The organism is Streptomyces sp. NPDC087845, assembly GCF_044742755.1.
GTDB lineage: Bacteria > Actinomycetota > Actinomycetes > Streptomycetales > Streptomycetaceae > Streptomyces.
This window is the reverse complement of record NZ_JBIUVC010000003.1, coordinates 411,372-429,850: the sequence shown is the minus strand read 5'-3', so window position 1 is coordinate 429,850 and position 18,479 is coordinate 411,372. Positions and strand designations below refer to the sequence as shown.

Here is an 18,479-nt window from a genome sequence, read left to right as displayed (position 1 = left end):
GGCGCGCAGAACACCGGATCAGGAGAGCAACTCCAGCTCCGCGAGGGTCCCTTCACCGGCGAACACCAGGCGGTAGTGCGCGTACGGGCCCGGCGCGCTCACCGAGAACACCCTCGTCTGCCTGTCCCAGGCGAACGACTGGCCCGACCGCTTGTCGAGGTCCTTCCATGCCGTGCCGTCCGACGAGCCCTGGAGGACCCAGCCCGTCGGGGCCTTGTCCGCCGCGCCCGACGTCAGCGTGTACTGGACCGCGTCCGCGGCCGAGGCCACCGGCAGGTCCACCGAGGCGACCTTCGCCGACGTGGCCGACGTGTTGTCGAACAGGGCGCCGTCGCCCTTCAGCACGTCCGCCTTCGGCGATGCCACCTTGTCGTCCGTGGTGATCGAGACCGGCGCCGCGTCCTTGCCGGTGCCCCACGACGACGGCTTCGGGCCCATGTCGAAGTCCAGCCCCCCGCCCTTGGCCAGCAGGTCGTGCGGCAGTGAAGTCGAGGTCCACTTCTTGCCGTTGACCCTCAGACCCTGGACGTAGATGTTCTTCGCGCTGTTCTTCGGAGCCCTGACGACGAGGTCGCGGCCGTTCTCCAGGTGGACCGTGGTCTTCTTGAAGAGCGGGGAGCCGATGGCGTACTCGCCACTGCCCATGACGAGCGGGTAGAAGCCGAGCGAGGAGAAGAGGTACCAGGCCGACTGCTCGCCGTTGTCCTCGTCGCCGTGGTAACCCTGGCCGATCTCGCTGCCCGTGTAGAGGCGGCTCAGGACCTCGCGGACCTTCTCCTGCGTCTTCCAGGGCTGCGAGGCCGCGTCGTACATGTAGGCGACATGGTGTGCGACCTGGTTGCTGTGGCCGTACTGCCCCATCCGTACGTCACGCGCCTCCGTCATCTCGTGGATGACACCGCCGTACGAGCCGACGAATTCGGGGCCGGCCGTCTCCGGCGTGGTGAAGTAGGTGTCGAGCTTCTTCGCCAGGCCGGCGCGCCCGCCGTACAGATTCGCCAGACCCCGGCTGTCCTGCGGGGCCGTGAAGGCGTAGCCCCAGCCGTTGGTCTCCGTGTAGTCGTACCCCCAGACCCGGGGGTCGTACTGGTCCGACGGGAGCCGCCAGTCGCCCTTGGCGTCCTTGCCCTGGAAGAAGCCGGCCCTGCTGTCGAAGAGGCCGACGTAGTTGCGGGCGCGGTTCAGGAAGTACTCGGACTCCTCCTTGTACCGCTCCTTCTTCGTCTTCCGGTAGAGCGCCCGGCCCATCTGCGCGATGCCGTAGTCGTTGAGGTAGCCCTCCAGCGACCAGGACAGGCCCTCGTGCGTGGCGGTGTTCGCGTAGCCGACGAACGGGGACGTCTCCATGCCCTTGCGGCCGACGCCCGAGGACGGCGGAACCACCGTGGCGTTCTTCAGCGCCGCGTCGTACGCCGCCTCGGCGTCGAACTTCACGCCCTTGACGTAGGCGTCCGCGAACGCGACGTCGGAGGAGGTGCCGGTCATCAGGTCCGAGTAGCCGGGGGACGACCAGCGGGAGATCCAGCCGCCGTCCTTGTACTGCTGGACGAAGCCGTCCACCATCTCGCCGGCCCTGTCCGGTGTGAGGAGGGAGTACGCGGGCCACGTCGTCCGGTAGGTGTCCCAGAAGCCGTTGTTGACGTACACCTTGCCGTCGACGATCTTCGCGCCCGTGTGGGTCGGGGTGTCGGAGCCGACCTGCGGGGAGAAGGGGCTCGCGTACTTGTCCTTGCCACCGACCTTCTCGAAGCCCGAGTTCGGGTACAGATACAGCCGGTACAGGCTGGAGTACAGGGTGGTCAGCTGGTCGGCCGTGGCGCCCTCGACCTCCACCTTGCCCAGGATGCCGTCCCAGGCCCGCTGCGCCCGGTCCTCGACCCGGCCGAAGGAACGGGCGGCGGGGATCTCCGCGGCGAGGTTCCGCTTCGCCTGGTCGACGCTGATCAGCGAGGTCGCCAGGCGCAGATCCACCGTGCGGTCCCTGCCCGCGTCGAAGCGGAGGTAGCCCGTGACATCGTCGCCACCGCCGCCGGACAGCTTGCCGCTCGCGGTGACGGGAGCGTCGAAGACGCCGTAGACGAAGAGGCGGGTCGCGCCGGTCGAGCCGCCGCTCTTCACGTCGGAGAAACCGGTGAAGGAGCTGGTGCCCGGGTCGAGGGTGAGCCCGCCGTCGTTGGAGACGTTGTCGAAGACGACGCTCGCGTCGTCACCGGGGTAGGTGAACCGCATCCGGGCCGCGTGGTCGGACGGTGTCATCTCCGCCTTGAGGCCGTTGTCGAAGGTGACACCGTAGTAGTGCGGCTTCGCCGTCTCGTTCTCGTGGTGGAACGGCAGCGCACGCGCCGTGCGTGAGGCGTCCGGGGCGCCGGAGACCGCCGACGGCATCAGCTGGAAGGTCTGCCGGTCGCCCATCCAGGGGCTCGGCTCGTGGCTGGCGCTGAAGGCCTGGAGCGTGGGCAGGTTGTCGTCGTTGTTGCCGCGCGCGTAGTCGTACAGCCAGCTCGTCGATCCGGCGTTGGTGACCGGCGTCCAGAAGTTGAAGCCGTTGGGGAGCGCGGTGGCGGGGAAGTTGTTGCCGCGCGAGAAACCACCGCTGGAGTTGGTGCCGCGGACCGTCGACGCGTAGTCGGAGAGGTGCGGGCGGCGCTTCTCGGGTGCCTTGGGGGCGATCTTGATGTCGTCGATCCAGCCCTGGAACTTCGCCGGGCCCTTCGGGGAGTCGTACGCCACCAGAATCCGGTCGACGGTCCTGCCCGCCGCGACCGTGCCGATCGCCGAGTCGACCTTGTTCCACTGGTTGACGTACAGCCGTTTGGCATCGGCCTGGCCCTGCGGGGTGAGCAGGCCGCCGTTGCTGTCGGTGGCCCGCAGATCGCTCAGATACGTGCCGTCGGTGAACGCCAGGTCCACCGAGACATGCGTCGCCGGGTACGAGAGGTCCGTCTCGCCCATCTGGGGGTAGATCAGATAGGAGAGTGAGGTGTCACGGGTGACAGCCGTGTTCACATCGAAGATCTTGTTGTACGAGTAGGCCCGGCCGTCAGCCTTGTGCGTACCGGCGTACCGCAGGGCCTTCCGGCCCGTGAAGCCCACGCCCGCCTTGGCGGTGGGGGAGCCGGACGGGCCGCGGTCGGCCTGGCTGCGCATCGAGTCGGGAGCCGGTACCGAGGTGTTGCCGTCGGAGAACTGGACGTCGGCGAGCTGGGTCGCGTCGGAGGCGCCGTTGTTCTTCGTGATCCGCAGGCGGTAGTGCTGGTATGCGGTGTCAGATGTGAAATCGTACGACTTCGTCTGGAACCGCTCGGCGAAGGTCTGGCCGGTCCGGGAGTCCAGATCCTTCCAGGTCTTGCCGTCGGTGGAGCCCTGCAGGGCCCAGTCCTTCGGGTCGCGCTCGGCGTGGTCATTGGCCGACGTCAGCGCGTAGGTCACGACCTCGACCGGTTCGACGAGATCGAACTCGGCCCAGCCGGTGGGGGCGAAGGTCAGCCACTTGGTGCCGGGCTCCCCGTCGATCAGGTTCTCCTTCACCTCCCCGCCGCCGGTGTTCTCGCCGTCGGCGCGGACGTCCGTCACCTTGTCGGTGACATTGCCCGGTATTCCTGTGGAGAATCCGCCATCGACACCTGATGACCGCTTCTTTCCGTCAGGGCCTTCTTCGACGGTGTTGCGCCAATCCGGCTGCTTTTCGTCCGCTTCGAAGGAAGAGCTGAATGTTCGCTCCCCCAAGGGGGCTTGGCCCTTTTCTCCTGTCCGTGCCGACTGCGCGGCGGCCGCGGTGGGGGCGGTCGCGACCAGAACCAGTGAAGCCGCGATCAGCGCGGCCGTACGGCTTTGTCTCTTGCGAGAACCATGTCGGGGCTGCATGCCGAGCGATTCCTCCCGAGGAAGTGCGCCTGGACAACGTTGTCAGGGAGCTGCGCAAGGTCCAGTAGGGAGCCAAGTGCCGGGATGTGTCAAGGGTGTTGGGTGTGAGACGCCAGCAGAATCGACCGGAATGCGGAAATCGTTACACCCGGATCGGGGCGCACGGGGTCCAGGTATCCGCGAGGTCTCAACTCGGGAAAGACTGCTGCTCAAACTTGCATTCGATCTTGCTCAGTCGACCGCAAGTGGACTATACCTGTCGGCGTCTGCACAGCCGTTTCCGGCGACGCGGGCAAGGGGGAACGGGGGAGGGCACCAAGGCGGGCACGACAAGTGCATCCGCTGCCCGGCCTCCCGAAACCCCCCACTGCACATGGCTAGCCTGAAATCAGCACTACCCAAGCGCAACTGACCGCGGTGGCGGGGCCCTTCGCCTGAGGCGAATATCGACGGGCGACCGGTACACACCGCCTGAGTCCTGGAGAAGGCGAGGACTTGAGCATGGGATCCACCTCCGCCCACAAGAATGAGGGCCTTGGCCGTCGCGATGTGATCAAGCGATCTGCCGCACTCGGTCTGATCACCGTTCCGACGATGGGCTTCCTGTCGTCGTGTGCGAGCAGTGACAGCGGTGGCGACAAGAAGGTCGAGAAGGGCAAGACCAGCAAGACGAACCCGCTCGGCGTCAACGAGACGGCCCCCCTCGAGGTGGTCATCTTCGACGGCGGCTTCGGTCAGCAGTACGCGATCGACGCGGAGAAGAAGTACAACGCGGCGTTCCCGAAGGCCCCGAAGGTCAAGCACGTCGCGACCCAGAAGATCCAGTCGCAGCTGCAGCCGCGCTTCAACGGTGGTACCCCGCCGGACCTGATCGACAACTCCGGCGCCGAGCAGATGGACATGGGTGTCCTGGTCGGCAAGAAGCAGCTGCTGGACCTGACACCGCTGATGGACGCCCCGTCCATCGACGACCCGTCCAAGAAGGTCCGCGACACGCTGCGCCCCGGTGTCCTGGAGATGGGCCAGTTCGACGGCGACCCGGTCTGGATCATGTACTACGCGTACACCGTGTACGGCGTCTGGTACTCGCAGACCGCGCTCGACAACCTCGACGCGCAGTACCCCGAGAACTGGGACGACATGCTCGCCCTCTGCGCGAAGGCGAAGAAGAAGGGCATCGCCGGCTGGACGTACGCCGGCAAGTACCCGTACTACCTGCCGTTCTCGCTCTATCCGTTCATCGCCAAGATCGGTGGCCGGGAGGTTCTCGACAAGATCGACAACCTGGAGCCCAACGCCTGGAAGGACCCCGCGGTCAAGGCGGCGTTCGAGGCGTACTACGAGCTGTACCAGAAGGGGTACATCCTCAAGGGCACCCCCGGCCTGACCCACATCCAGTCGCAGACCGAGTGGACCAAGGGCAAGGCGCTCTTCCTCCCGAACGGTTCGTGGGTGGAGAACGAGGCGGCGCCGACCACGCCCAAGGACTTCAAGATGATGGTCGCGGCGCCGTCCAGCCTGGACTCGTCCGACAAGATGCCGTTCGGCACCATCTGGGCGTCCGGCGGCGAGCCCTTCATCGTCCCGGCCAACGCGAAGAACCCCGAGGGCGGCATGGAGCAGCTGCGCATCATGCTCTCCGAGGAGTCCTCGAAGAACTTCACCAAGCAGGTCAAGTCGCTCAGCGCCTTCAACGGCGGCACCGACGGCCTGACCCTGTCGACCGCCATGCAGTCCGGTGTCGACTCGCTGAAGAAGGCCGGCGACAACGTGGTGAACCCGCGTCTGCAGGACTGGTACGTGAAGCTTCAGAAGGAGCAGATCGGTGTCGCCGGTATCGGCGAGATGATGGCCGGCCGCGCGACCCCGGCGGAAGCCATCAAGAAGATCCAGGCCTTCGCCGACGCGGCGGCCAAGGACCAGTCCATCAAGCACTACAAGCACCAGTGAGCAACCGTCACCAGCGGCGGCACCCGCGGAAAGATCGGGGTCGGTAAACGATGCAGCACGGCAAGTACCGTTTCATCGTGGGGTTCTTGGTAGTCCCACTCGCGTTGTACGCGGTCTTCGTCATTTGGCCGTTCATCCAGTCGATCTACTACTCGTTCACGGACTGGACCGGTCTGAGCCCGGACTTCAAGATGGTCGGGTTCGACAACTACACGAGGATGCTGAAGGACGACATCTTCTGGAAGTCGTTGCAGCACAGCGTGCTGCTCGTGCTGCTGCTGCCGCTGGTGACGTTGGGCCTGGCGCTGTTCTTCGCCTTCATGCTCAATGTCGGGGGCCGACGGCGCAAGAACGCCGCGGTCTCCGGCGTACGCGGCTCGGGGTTCTACAAGATCGCCTACTTCTTCCCGCAGGTGCTGTCGATCGTCATCGTCGCCCTGCTCTTCCAGTTCGCTTTCAATCCCACCAGCGGGATGCTGAATTCGACACTGAAGACGATCGGCCTGGGATCCGTCCAGCCGGACTGGCTCGGCGATCCGAACCTCGCACTCATCTGCGTCATGTCGGTACTGGTCTGGTCGACGGTCGGATTCTTCGTCGTCCTGTTCTCGGCCGGTATGGCGTCCATCCCGAAGGACTTCTACGAGGCGGCGCTCCTCGACGGTGCCAACCGCTTCACCACGTTCTTCCGGATCACGCTGCCACTGCTCTGGGACACGGTGCAGTCGGGCTGGGTCTACATGGGGATCCTGGCCCTCGGCGTGGAGGCGTTCACCGCCGTACAGGTCATGACCGTGGGCCCGGGTGGTCCCGACTACTCGACCACGGTCCTGCCGCTGTACGTGTACCAGACGGCCTTCCGCGACGGGCAGGCCGGCTACGCGACGACGATCGGTGTCGGACTGCTCGTCGTCACCATGGCCTTCGCCGCCATCGTGATGCGACTGGGCCGGCGCGAGCGGCTGGAGTTCTGATGCTGCGACTCCCGGGAGACGACCCCCGGACCCCCAGCAGGCACCACAGGTCGGTCTCCGTGTCCGGCTCGACAGTACGAGGTGAGTACACGTGAAGACGACTGACACCCCTCCCGCGGTCCCGGCAGCGGACCCGGCTCCGGTCGCCAAGGCGCCCGCACCCGCCGCCAAGGAGAAGAGCAGCGAGGGCCACGTCCTCAATGTCTTCTCGCACGGTGTGCTGATCATCTGGGCGATCCTGGTCGTCATGCCGCTGCTCTGGGCGGTCATGGCGTCGTTCAAGACCGACGACTCGATCCTGTCGACGCCCTGGGCGCTGCCCGACAAACTGCACTTCGAGAACTGGTCCCGCGCCTGGAGCCAGGCGCACATGAGCGACTACTTCTTCAACACGGTCGTGGTGGTGGGCTGCTCGCTCGTCGGCACCCTGCTGCTCGGGTCGATGGCGGCGTACGTCCTGGCGCGGTTCGAGTTTCCCGGCAACCGCTTCATCTACTACCTGTTCATCGGCGGGATGAGCTTCCCGATCATCCTGGCGCTGGTCCCGCTGTTCTTCGTCATGAACAACATGGGCCTGCTGAACACGCGGCACGGACTGATCCTGGTCTACATCGCGTATTCGCTGCCGTTCACCGTCTTCTTCCTCACCTCGTTCTTCCGGACGCTGCCGAGCTCGGTGGCGGAGGCGGCGATGCTCGACGGGGCCTCGCACAGCCGGACGTTCTTCCAGGTGATGCTCCCGATGGCGAAGCCCGGCCTGATCAGCGTCGGTATCTTCAACTTCCTCGGGCAGTGGAACCAGTACATGCTGCCGACGGTGCTCAACACCGATCCGAACTACCGGGTGCTCTCCCAGGGCCTCGTCGAGCTGGCCACCAGCCAGGGATACAAGGGCGACTGGTCCGGTCTCTTCGCCGGTCTGGTGATGGCGATGCTGCCGGTCCTCGCGGCCTACATCATCTTCCAGCGCCAGGTCGTCGCCGGGCTCACCGCGGGTGCGGTGAAGTAGCACCCGGGAAGCTCCGTACACCTCTGCACCCACACGAACCGCCCGCCGGCCATCCGCCGGCGGGCGGTTCGCGTGTGCGGGACGGTGCCCCGGACGCGGGCGCCGCGCTCATCCGGGGCTTCGCATGCTCAAGGTCTTGACGGGGAGTGCACCAAAACGCTCAGCTTAGAGTTCACATGTTAGAGAAAACGGTAGGAGTGAGAGAGTCGATGGAGACTCCGGGGTCGCAGACATCTCTGCATCGCGCCAACCTTGAGCGGGTCGTGCGCGCGGTACGCATGGCGGGCTCACTCACCCAGGCGGAGATCGCACGGAGCACCGGCCTCTCGGCGGCCACCGTCTCCAACATCGTTCGCGAACTGAAGGAAGGCGGCACGGTCGAGGTGACCCCCACCTCGGCGGGCGGACGCCGGGCCCGCAGCGTCTCGCTCAGCGGTGACGCCGGCATCGTGGTCGGCGTCGACTTCGGCCATACGCACCTGAGGGTGGCGATCGGCAACCTCGCCCACCAGGTGCTCGCCGAGGAGTCCGAGCCGATGGATGTCGACGCCTCGGCGGCGGAGGGGTTCGGACGGGCGGAACGGCTGGTCAAACGACTCGTCGAGGCGACCGGGATCAGCCCGGACAAGGTGATCGGGGTCGGCCTCGGTGTTCCCGGCCCGATCGACGTCGAGTCCGGCACGCTGGGCTCCACGTCGATCCTGCCGGGCTGGACGGGCATCAACCCCAGCGAGGAGCTCACGGGCCGGCTCGGTGTGCCGGTGTACGTCGACAACGACGCCAACCTCGGCGCGCTCGGCGAGCTGGTCTGGGGGAGCGGCCGGGGGGTCAAGGACCTCGCGTACATCAAGGTCGCCAGCGGTGTCGGCGCCGGTCTGGTGATCGACGGGCGCATCTACCGGGGGCCGGGCGGCACGGCAGGCGAGATCGGGCACATCACGCTCGACGAATCGGGCCCGGTCTGCCGCTGCGGCAACCGGGGATGCCTGGAGACGTTCACGGCCGCGCGCTACGTCCTGCCGCTGCTCCAGCCCAGTCACGGCCCCGATCTCACCATGGAACGGGTGGTGCGGCTGGCCCGGGAGGGCGATCCGGGCTGCCGGCGGGTGATCGGGGACGTCGGGCGCCACATCGGCAGCGGGGTGGCCAATCTCTGCAATCTCCTCAACCCCAGCCGGGTGGTGCTCGGCGGATCGCTGGCCGAGGCGGGCGAGTTGGTGCTCGCACCGATCCGCGACTCGGTCTCCCGCTACGCCATTCCCAGCGCCGCCCGGCAGCTCTCGGTGCTGCCCGGGGCGCTCGGCGGCCGGGCCGAGGTGTTGGGTGCGCTGGCCCTGGTGCTGAGCGAGATGGGGGATTCAACCCTTTTGGAGAGCACCCTGTCGACGGCGACTCCTGCCTTCACTTAGATAACGAATGGCACCGTTGTCATCTCGTTAAGAATTTACTCCTTGACGCTGACGGCGCAGCCGAGTTGACTGCCAGCCACCTCGGCCGCAACGTCGCGGCCTCGTCAGGGAGGCAACCCGTAATGAATGCAACGACGCGACGCATTGTCATAGGCACGGCCGCACTCTCCATGGCCGTCTCCCTCGCGGCGTGTGGCAAGGCCGGCGACGACAAGGACTCCGGCAGCGGCGGCGACAGCAAGACCATCGGCCTGCTCCTTCCGGAGAACAAGACCACGCGCTACGAGACCTTCGACCGCCCCATCATGGAGGCGAAGATCGAGGCGCTGTGCTCCGACTGCGACGTCAAGTACAACAACGCCGCGCAGGACAGCGAGACCCAGAAGAAGCAGTTCGACGCGCTCGTCACGCAGGGCGTGAAGGTCATCATCCTGGACACCGTCGACTACAAGGCCGCGAAGTCCTGGGTCGAGCAGGCCGCGAAGAAGGACGTCAAGGTCGTCGCGTACGACCGTCTGGCCGAGGGTCCGATCTCCGCCTACGTCTCGTACGACAACGAGAAGATCGGCCAGCTCCAGGGCGAGGCACTGGTCAAGGCGCTCGGCGCCAAGGCCAAGGACAGCAACGTTGTCATGATCAACGGCTCGCCGACCGACCCGAACGCCCCCTTCTTCAAGAGGGGCGCGCACAGCGTCCTCGACAAGCAGGTCAAGAAGGTCGTCTACGAGCAGGACATCCCGGACTGGTCGGCCGACGAGGCCAACAAGAAGATGGGAGCGGCGATCGACTCCCTGGGCAAGAACGGCTTCCAGGGCGTCTACTCCGCCAACGACGGCATGGCCGGCGGCATCATCACCGCCCTGAAGAAGCAGGGCGTGAAGATCCCGGTCGGCGGCCAGGACTCCGAGCTCGCCGGTCTGCAGCGCATCCTCGCGGGCGAGCAGGCATTCTCGATCTACAAGCAGATCAAGCCGGAGGCCGAGACCACCGCCGAGATCGCCGTCCGGCTGCTCAAGGGCGAGAAGATCGACGACCTGACCCCGGTCAAGGTCGACAGCATCTCCGGCGAGTTCAAGGGCACCCCGTCGAAGCTCTACGACGCCTCGGTCGTGACCAAGGACAACATCGCGTCCACGATCGTCGCGGACAAGGTCTACAAGGTCGAGGAGATCTGCACCGCCCAGTACAAGGCGGCCTGCGACGCCGCCGGCATCAAGTAGTCACCCGTCGGCAGGCGTCCCCCCGGTCCGGTCCGGCACCCGCCCCGTCACATGCCCCGCAGCAGGGGCGGGCGCCGGACTTCTCACCGGTTCCGGACTTCTCACGGACCCCGGACCCCGGACCCCCGGTTCCGGACCTCGGCGCACGGTCGTCCCCGGGCGACGGCGCTCCGAGGGCACCCCCCCGGTCGCCCCGGTGGTCCGGCGACCGGCTCCGCCCCTGTGCTCAGCAGTACCATCCCCGCCGGTCAGGCGGCGAAGGAGATGATTCACGTGTCCGCTACGCCCGTGCTGGCGTTGCGCGGAATCTCCAAGCGGTTCGGCGCCGTCCAGGCGCTCACCGATGTGGACCTGGAGATTCGCTCCGGCGAAGTGGTCGCCCTGGTCGGCGACAACGGCGCCGGCAAGTCGACCCTCGTCAAGACCATTTCGGGTGTCCACCCGATCGACGAAGGCGCCATCGAGTGGGAGGGCGAAGCGGTCCGCATCAACCGGCCGAACGACGCCCAGGAGCTCGGAGTTGCCACCGTCTACCAGGACTTGGCGCTCTGCGACAACCTCGATGTCGTCGCCAACCTCTTCCTCGGCAGCGAACTGCGCAAGGCCGCCGTCCTCGACGAGATCGGGATGGAGAAGCGCGCCAAGGAACTGCTCGACACGCTGTCCATCCGGATACCCAGCGTCCGTATCCCGGTCGCCTCGCTCTCCGGCGGTCAGCGCCAGGTCGTGGCCATCGCCCGCGCCCTGATCGGTGACCCCAAGGTCGTCATCCTCGACGAACCGACCGCCGCCCTCGGCGTCGAGCAGACCGCCCAGGTCCTCGACCTCGTCGAGCGGCTGCGCGAGCGCGGCCACGGCGTCATCCTCATCAGCCACAACATGGCCGACGTGCGCGCCGTCGCCGACAAGGTGGCGGTGCTGCGGCTGGGCCGCAACAACGGGGTCTTCGACGTGGCGACCACGTCCCACGAGGAGGTCATCTCCGCGATCACCGGTGCCACGGACAACGCCGTCACGCGCCGCCAGGCCCGCACAGCCACGAAGGAGGACGCGAAGTGAGCGACCTCGCCAAGACCCCCAAAAGCGCCACCGACAAGCCCGCCGCGGCGACAACCGAGGCCGAGCTGTCGGCGGCCCCCGTCCCCGCGGTGGACCCGCGCCTGCTCGTCCGCGAGGAGGGCTTCAAGGGCTACTGGTCCGAGTTCACCCGCAAGGTGCGCGGCGGCGAGCTCGGCTCACTGCCGGTCCTCGTCGGCCTGATCGTCATCGCGGTCGTCTTCCAGCTCCAGAACAGCAACTTCCTCTCCGCCAGCTCCATCGCCAACGTCGCCGTCTACAGCTCCGGCCTCGGCATCATGGCGGTAGGCATCGTCTTCGTGCTGCTGCTCGGCGAGATCGACCTGTCCGTCGGCTCGGTCGCCGGTGTCGGCGCGGCCGTCTGGGCCGTGCTCAACGTCAACCACGGCTGGAACGACTGGTCGGCGGTGGTCGCCGCGGTGCTCTCCGGCATGGTGCTCGGCGCGCTGCACGGCTTCTTCTTCGCCAAGATCGGGGTGCCGGCCTTCGTCGTCACCCTGGCGGGTTTCCTCGGCTGGAGCGGTCTGCAGGAGTGGATGATGGGCGGTGAGGGCTCGATCAACACGCCGTCCGGCAGCATCGTCGAGAACCTCACCAACTACTTCTTCGAGGACAAGGCCGTCGCGTACGGTGTCGCCCTGGTCGCCGTCCTCGCCTACGCCGGGTCGCTCCTGCTGGACAGCCGGCGCCGCGGGGCCGCGGGCCTGCCGGCCCGTCCCACCACCGAGGTCCTGCTCCGCACGGGCGTCGTCGCGATCCTGTGCTTCGCCGTCGCGTACGTCCTGAACGAGCCCTCCGGCGCCCGTGGTCTGCCGCTGGCCCTGGTGCTCTTCCTCGCCGTGCTGGTCGTCGCGGACTTCGTGGCCCGCCGGACCACCTTCGGCCGACAGGTCTTCGCGGTGGGCGGCAACCCGGAGGCCGCGCGCCGCGCCGGCATCAACGTCGACCGGATCCGGATCACCGTCTTCGCGCTCTCCGGAATGCTGGGCGCCTTCGGCGGACTCTTCATCGCCAGCCTCTCCGGCGGCGCCACCAAGAGCGTCGGCGGCGGCAATACGCTGATGCTGGTCATCGCGGCCGCCGTCATCGGCGGCACCAGCCTCTTCGGCGGCCGGGGCAAGGTCTGGTCCGCGCTCCTCGGCATGATCGTGATCCAGTCGATCCAGCAGGGCCTGAACATGATCGGTATGGCGAACGCCATTCAGTACATGATCACCGGCGCTGTTCTGCTGGCCGCCGTGGTCATCGACTCGGTCTCCCGCCGCACCCAGAAGACCGCAGGCCGCGCGTGACATCACGCCCGCCCGCACCAGTGCCCGCCGCCCGAATCGGGCGGCGGGCACTGCCGGGTGCGGGGAGGGCGTGTGACAGCACACCCCCCGCCCGATGCCTGCCGCGACGTGCGGAACATTAGACTCATCGGATCGGCATGCTCGACCAGCTCAAACGCAAGGAGGAACGGGTGGCTCTGCTGACCCGCATCGGTGGACCGCGTGACCTGGACCGGCTCACTCCCGAGCAGCTGGACCAGCTCGCCGAAGAGATCCGGACCTTCCTCGTCGACGCCGTTTCGAAGACCGGTGGCCATCTCGGTCCCAACCTGGGCGTGGTCGAGCTGACCATCGCCCTGCACCGCGTCTTCGATTCGCCGAAGGACAAGGTGCTGTTCGACACCGGTCACCAGAGCTATGTGCACAAGCTCCTCACCGGTCGCCAGGACTTCTCGAAGCTCAAGAGCAAGGGCGGCCTCTCCGGCTACCCCTCCCGCGCGGAGTCCGAGCACGACATCATCGAGAACTCGCACGCCTCCACCGTGCTCGGCTGGGCCGACGGCCTCGCCAAGGCCAACGAGGTGCTGGGCAAGGACGACCACGTCGTCGCGGTCATCGGTGACGGCGCGCTCACCGGCGGCATGGCCTGGGAGGCGCTGAACAACATCGCCGCCGCCAAGGACCGCCCGCTCGTCATCGTCGTCAACGACAACGAGCGCTCCTACGCGCCGACCATCGGCGGCCTGGCCAACCACCTCGCGACACTGCGCACCACGGACGGCTACGAGCGCTTCCTGGCCCGCGGCAAGGACCTCCTGGAGCGCACCCCCGTCGTCGGGCGGCCGCTGTACGAGACGCTGCACGGCGCCAAGAAGGGGCTGAAGGACTTCATCGCCCCGCAGGGCATGTTCGAGGACCTCGGCCTGAAGTACGTCGGCCCGATCGACGGCCATGACATCGAGGCCCTGGAGTCCGCGCTCCAGCGCGCCAAGCGCTTCGGCGGCCCGGTCATCGTGCACTGCCTCACCGAGAAGGGCCGCGGCTACACCCCCGCCCTGCTCGACGAGGCCGACCGCTTCCACGCCGTCGGCAAGATCCACCCCGACACCGGCCTGCCGGTCGCCACCTCGGGCCTCGACTGGACCTCCGTCTTCGGCGAGGAGATGGTCAAGCTCGGCAAGGAGCGCAAGGACATCGTCGCGATCACCGCGGCCATGCTCCAGCCGGTCGGCCTGACCAAGTTCGAGAAGGCGTTCCCCGACCGGATCTACGACGTCGGCATCGCCGAGCAGCACGGCGCGGTCTCCGCGGCAGGCCTCGCCACCGGCGGACTGCACCCCGTCTTCGCGGTGTACGCCACCTTCCTCAACCGCGCCTTCGACCAGGTCCTGATGGATGTCGCGCTGCACAGGTGCGGGGTGACCTTCGTCCTCGACCGGGCCGGTGTCACCGGCACCGACGGCGCCTCGCACAACGGCATGTGGGACATGTCGATCCTGCAGTGCGTGCCCACGCTCCGGATCGCCGCCCCGCGCGACGCCGACCAGGTCCGTGCCCAGCTGCGGGAGGCCGTCGAGGTCGACGACGCGCCGACCGTGGTCCGCTTCTCCAAGGGCGCGGTCGGTCCGGCGGTCAAGGCCGTCGGCAGGGTCGGTGGCATGGACGTCCTGCGCGAGCCGGACGCCGCCCGGCCGGACGTCCTCCTGGTCTCCGTCGGCGCGCTCGCCCCGATGTGCCTGGAGATCGCCGATCTGCTGGACGCCCAGGGCATCTCGACGACCGTCGTCGACCCGCGCTGGGTCAAGCCGGTCGACGAGGCCATGGCCCCGCTCGCCGAGCGGCACCGGGTCGTCGTCACCGTCGAGGACAACAGCAGGGCCGGCGGCGTCGGTTCCGCCATCGCCCAGGCGCTGCGCGACGCCGGGGTCGACGTACCGCTGCGTGACTTCGGCATTCCGCCCCGCTTCCTGGACCACGCCTCCCGCAAGGAGGTCCTGGCCGAGATCGGGCTGACCGCCCCGGACATCGCCCGCCAGGTCACCGGCCTGGTGGCCAAGCTGGACGGCCGCTACGAGACGGGCGCGGACGACAGCTCCGTGGTCGTCGAGCCCGTCCGGGACTGACCGGCGGGCCCGGGTCCGGGCGGTCTCGGGACCGCGGGGCCACGGGTCCGTACGAGCGAACCGCGCTACGGCCGATGGGCCGGTCGGGCCACCCCTACAGGGTGGCCCGACCGGCCCATTCGCGTGAAATCGCCCGGTTCGTGGCTCTTTGCGGCATATGTGGTCCCAATCATGGCGTACACGACGAGTGCGTGGAGGTACGCCGGTGACTGCCCAGCAGGACACACCATCCAGCAGTGACGGACTGTTCCGGACCAAGACGGTCGAACAGTCCATCCGCGACACCGAGGAGCCGGAGCACGCGCTCAAGAAGTCCCTCTCCGCGCTGGACCTCACGGTCTTCGGAGTGGGCGTCATCATCGGCACCGGCATCTTCGTGCTCACCGGCAAGGTGGCCAAGGAGACCGCCGGCCCCGCCACCGCCCTGGCCTTCGTGGCCGCGGCCATCGTCTGCGGCCTGGCCGCGCTCTGCTACGCCGAGTTCGCCTCCACCGTCCCCGTCGCCGGTTCCGCGTACACCTTCGCGTACGCCTCGCTCGGCGAACTCGTCGCCTGGATCATCGGCTGGGACCTGGTGCTGGAGTTCGCGCTCGGCACGGCGGTGGTGGCGGTCGGCTGGTCCGGCTATGTCCGCTCGCTGCTGGACAACTTCGGCTGGACCATGCCCGGCGTGCTCTCCGGAACCGATGTGGCGAAAGGATTCGGCTTCGACATCCTCGCCTTCGTCCTGGTGCTCGTCCTGACCGTCGTCCTGGTGCTCGGCATGAAGCTCTCGGCCCGGGTCACGACGATCGTCGTCGCCATCAAGATCGCCGTGGTCCTGATCGTGATCGTCGCGGGACTGTTCTTCGTCAAGGCCGCCAACTACTCGCCGTTCATCCCCGAGGCGCAGCCGCAGCCTGCCGGATCCGGGCTGACCGCGCCCCTGGTCCAGCTGATGTTCGGCTACGCGCCCACGAACTTCGGCGTCATGGGCATCTTCACCGCCGCCTCCGTCGTCTTCTTCGCCTTCATCGGCTTCGACGTGGTGGCCACCGCCGCCGAGGAGACGAAGGTTCCGCAACGTGACATGCCACGTGGCATCCTCGCCTCGCTCTTCATCTGCACCCTGCTCTACGTCGCCGTTTCTCTGGTGGTCACGGGCATGGAGCACTACTCCGACCTGTCCGTCGAGGCCCCGCTGGCCGATGCCTTCAAGGCCGTCGGCCATCCCGTCTACGCCGGATTCATCAGCTTCGGCGCCGCGATCGGCCTCACCACGGTCTGCCTGATCCTGCTGCTCGGGCAGACCCGGGTGTTCTTCGCGATGAGCCGCGACGGACTGCTCCCTCGGTTCTTCTCCGTGACGCACCCCCGCTTCCGCACCCCGTACCGCCCGACCATCCTGCTCGGCGTGGTCATCGCGATCGTCGCGGGTTTCACGAGCATCAACGAACTGGCGACGCTGGTGAACATCGGCACGCTCTTCGCGTTCGTCGTCGTCGCCCTGGGCGTCCTGGTACTGCGCCGCACCCGCCCCGATCTGCACCGCGCGTTCCGCACCCCGTGGGTGCCGCTGCTCCCGATCCTCTCGGTGGCCGCCTCGGTGTGGCTGATGCTCAACCTGCCGGCCGAGACCTGGCTGCGGTTCGCCGGCTGGATGATCATCGGCGTGATCGTCTACTTCGTGTACGGGCGCAGCCACAGCAGGATCGGCAGGCCCGTCGGCCGGCCGTAGCTCAGCCGCTGCGCGGCGGCAGCGGCCGTACCGCACGAGGGCCCGCGCACCGCGCCCCGTACGCCGCCACCCGCCGCCGCAGCTCCCGGTCCGCGGTGACCACGGCACAGGTGCGGCCCGGCGTACGGGACAGGGCGTCGGCGACCAGTTCCACGATCCGATCGTCACCGCTTCCGGGCGCCGGCTCCACCCGCACTCCGGGAACCGATTCGACCCCCCGGGCCGCACCTTCGACGACCAGGATCAGCTCGACGGGACCGGGCAGGGCCTCCAGACCGGCCACGGCGAACGGGACCAGCGAGTCCCGCAGCCGTACCACCGCCCCACGCCGGTCCCGCCACCATCCGTCCGGTACCGACCCGACCACATTGGCCGCGTCGACGATCACCAGGGCCGGTTCGCTCCGCATCCTCGAAGGGTGCCATGCGCCGGCCGCGGCCGGAGTCCGTCAGCCACCGGCGGCAGGGGACTTCTTCGCGGACTCCGGGATCGAGGCGTCCTCGCGGATGGCCTTCCACAACGTCCCGGCCTGCGGCTGCGCCGCCACCACCCGGTTCGGATCGGCCTTGTCGTACGCCACCGGAAGCATGATCGTCTCCATCGTGGCCGGATCGACGCCCTGCATGGAGCGGGCGAACTTCGAGAGCGACGTCAGCGAGGCGAGACCGTCGTCGGTCGTCAGCGACTTGGTCGCCGAGTTGGCTATCCGGTACGTGTTCGTCGGGCTGCCCAGCAGGTTCTGCGACTTGACCTCGCTCAGCAGCGCCAGCAGGAACTGCTGCTGCAGCCCGATCCGGCCGAGGTCGCTGCCGTCCCCGATGCCGTGCCGGGTGCGCACGTACGCGAGCGACTGCGTGCCGTCGAGCTTGTGCGGCCCCTTGGTGAGGTCGAGGCCGGACGATGTGTCGTGGATGTCCTGCGGGACGTCGACGGTGACGCCGCCGATCGCGTCGACCAGGTCCTTGAACCCGGCGAAGTTGATCTCCAGGTAGTGGTCGATCCGGACCCCGGACATCTTCTCCACGGTCTTGACCACGCAGGCCGGCCCGACCTGAGAGTAGACCGAGTTGAACATCACGCGGTCCGCCGACCCCACCGCGGAGCCGTCGGCCTTGGTGCACTCGGGCCGGGTCACCAGGGTGTCACGGGGTATGGACACGGCGACGGCCTTGGTGCGGCCCTCGGGGATGTGCACCACCATCGCGGTGTCGGACCGGGCACCGCTGATGTCGCCGCCACCGCCGAGCTTCTTGTTCTCCGCGCCCGCCCGCGAGTCGGAGCCCAGAACCAGCAGGTTCTGACCGCTCGTCGGCAGTTTCTCGGGACGGTCGTCGCCGAGCGCCTTGTCGATGTCGACGCCCTTGATGTTCCCGTCGAGGCTGCTGTAGAGCCAGTAGACGGTGCCACCGGCGGCGAGCAGCAGGACGAGCAGGACACCAAGGGTGATCTTGAGGCCGCGGCGGCGCTTGCGGGGAACCCGTCTTGACTGACGGTCATGGGATATGCGTGATCCGGTGCCAGTGGTCTGATCTGTCATGGATTTGTCTGGTTCTTCCGTCAGGACACGCCTGAATGCGTGCGGGAGGAAAGGAATGGGTAACGGGCGGGCCATACGTGCCGAAGTCGCTCCGTGGGGTACCGCGCTTCTGCCCGGGCATGATTCGTGCCTCAAAGTCGCATTGTGCGACAGGAATCACCCAGAAATCGCCCCCTGTCGAGTAGTATTGTGACATCTGTTGTTGCTGCTATGGCGAAACTGGACGCTCGACAGAGGCACATGGGGACTCCGACCAACGCCGTTCGGCACCGGAGAAAGCATTCAGCGGAGAACGGTCGGGGAACGATGAGTTTGCGTACGGGGCGTA

12 protein-coding genes are annotated in these 18,479 nt (G+C 67.6%); 9 read left to right on the top strand and 3 right to left on the bottom strand.

Annotation, left to right across the window (positions count from 1 at the left end; translation table 11 throughout):
* Nucleotides 1-18: 18 nt before the first annotated feature.
* Nucleotides 19-3,864, bottom strand: coding sequence for a GH92 family glycosyl hydrolase (locus tag ACIOMQ_RS11035; protein ID WP_402188652.1), 3,846 nt, complete (start codon nt 3,862-3,864; stop codon nt 19-21).
* 501 nt (nt 3,865-4,365) lie between these two features.
* Between ACIOMQ_RS11035 and ngcE the strand changes: the two genes are divergently transcribed.
* From ngcE to ACIOMQ_RS10990, 9 genes are all read left to right on the top strand, one after another.
* The gene (gene ngcE, locus ACIOMQ_RS11030; protein ID WP_362209935.1) at nt 4,366-5,814 is read left to right on the top strand and encodes an N-acetylglucosamine/diacetylchitobiose ABC transporter substrate-binding protein; all 1,449 of its coding nucleotides are present in this window, start codon (nt 4,366-4,368) and stop codon (nt 5,812-5,814) included.
* A gap of 50 nt (nt 5,815-5,864) precedes the next feature.
* Nucleotides 5,865-6,788, top strand: a complete 924-nt coding sequence (locus tag ACIOMQ_RS11025; RefSeq protein WP_362209937.1) for a sugar ABC transporter permease — start codon at nt 5,865-5,867, stop codon at nt 6,786-6,788.
* 91 nt (nt 6,789-6,879) lie between these two features.
* A complete protein-coding gene (locus ACIOMQ_RS11020) occupies nt 6,880-7,797 on the top strand; it encodes a carbohydrate ABC transporter permease (protein WP_362209940.1) in 918 nt (305 codons plus the stop codon).
* A 209-nt stretch (nt 7,798-8,006) separates the two neighbouring features.
* Entirely contained in the window at nt 8,007-9,206 is a 1,200-nt protein-coding gene (locus ACIOMQ_RS11015; RefSeq protein ID WP_402188649.1) for an ROK family protein, read from the top strand.
* 122 nt (nt 9,207-9,328) lie between these two features.
* Nucleotides 9,329-10,426: a substrate-binding domain-containing protein gene (locus tag ACIOMQ_RS11010; protein WP_362209945.1), complete on the top strand. Its 1,098-nt coding sequence runs from the start codon at nt 9,329-9,331 to the stop codon at nt 10,424-10,426.
* Between the two features lie 264 nt (nt 10,427-10,690).
* Nucleotides 10,691-11,485, top strand: coding sequence for an ATP-binding cassette domain-containing protein (locus tag ACIOMQ_RS11005; protein WP_401263629.1), 795 nt, complete (start codon nt 10,691-10,693; stop codon nt 11,483-11,485).
* Nucleotides 11,482-12,795 carry a sugar ABC transporter permease gene (locus ACIOMQ_RS11000; protein WP_402188647.1) on the top strand — a complete coding sequence of 438 codons (1,314 nt, stop codon included), beginning with the start codon at nt 11,482-11,484 and terminating at the stop codon, nt 12,793-12,795. The genes ACIOMQ_RS11005 and ACIOMQ_RS11000 overlap by 4 nt, the downstream gene beginning before the upstream one ends.
* A gap of 170 nt (nt 12,796-12,965) precedes the next feature.
* On the top strand, nt 12,966-14,897 hold the full coding sequence (dxs, locus tag ACIOMQ_RS10995) for a 1-deoxy-D-xylulose-5-phosphate synthase (RefSeq protein WP_362209957.1): 1,932 nt from the start codon (nt 12,966-12,968) through the stop codon (nt 14,895-14,897).
* A gap of 205 nt (nt 14,898-15,102) precedes the next feature.
* Nucleotides 15,103-16,614, top strand: a complete 1,512-nt coding sequence (locus ACIOMQ_RS10990) for an amino acid permease (protein WP_362212335.1) — start codon at nt 15,103-15,105, stop codon at nt 16,612-16,614.
* Nucleotide 16,615: 1 nt separating this feature from the next.
* Here ACIOMQ_RS10990 and ACIOMQ_RS10985 read toward each other — a convergent pair whose 3' ends face one another.
* Both ACIOMQ_RS10985 and ACIOMQ_RS10980 read right to left on the bottom strand, forming a co-directional pair.
* Nucleotides 16,616-17,023, bottom strand: coding sequence for an NTP pyrophosphohydrolase (locus tag ACIOMQ_RS10985; protein WP_362212332.1), 408 nt, complete (start codon nt 17,021-17,023; stop codon nt 16,616-16,618).
* 39 nt (nt 17,024-17,062) lie between these two features.
* Nucleotides 17,063-18,151: an LCP family protein gene (locus tag ACIOMQ_RS10980; RefSeq protein ID WP_362212330.1), complete on the bottom strand. Its 1,089-nt coding sequence runs from the start codon at nt 18,149-18,151 to the stop codon at nt 17,063-17,065.
* Nucleotides 18,152-18,479 lie beyond the last annotated feature (328 nt).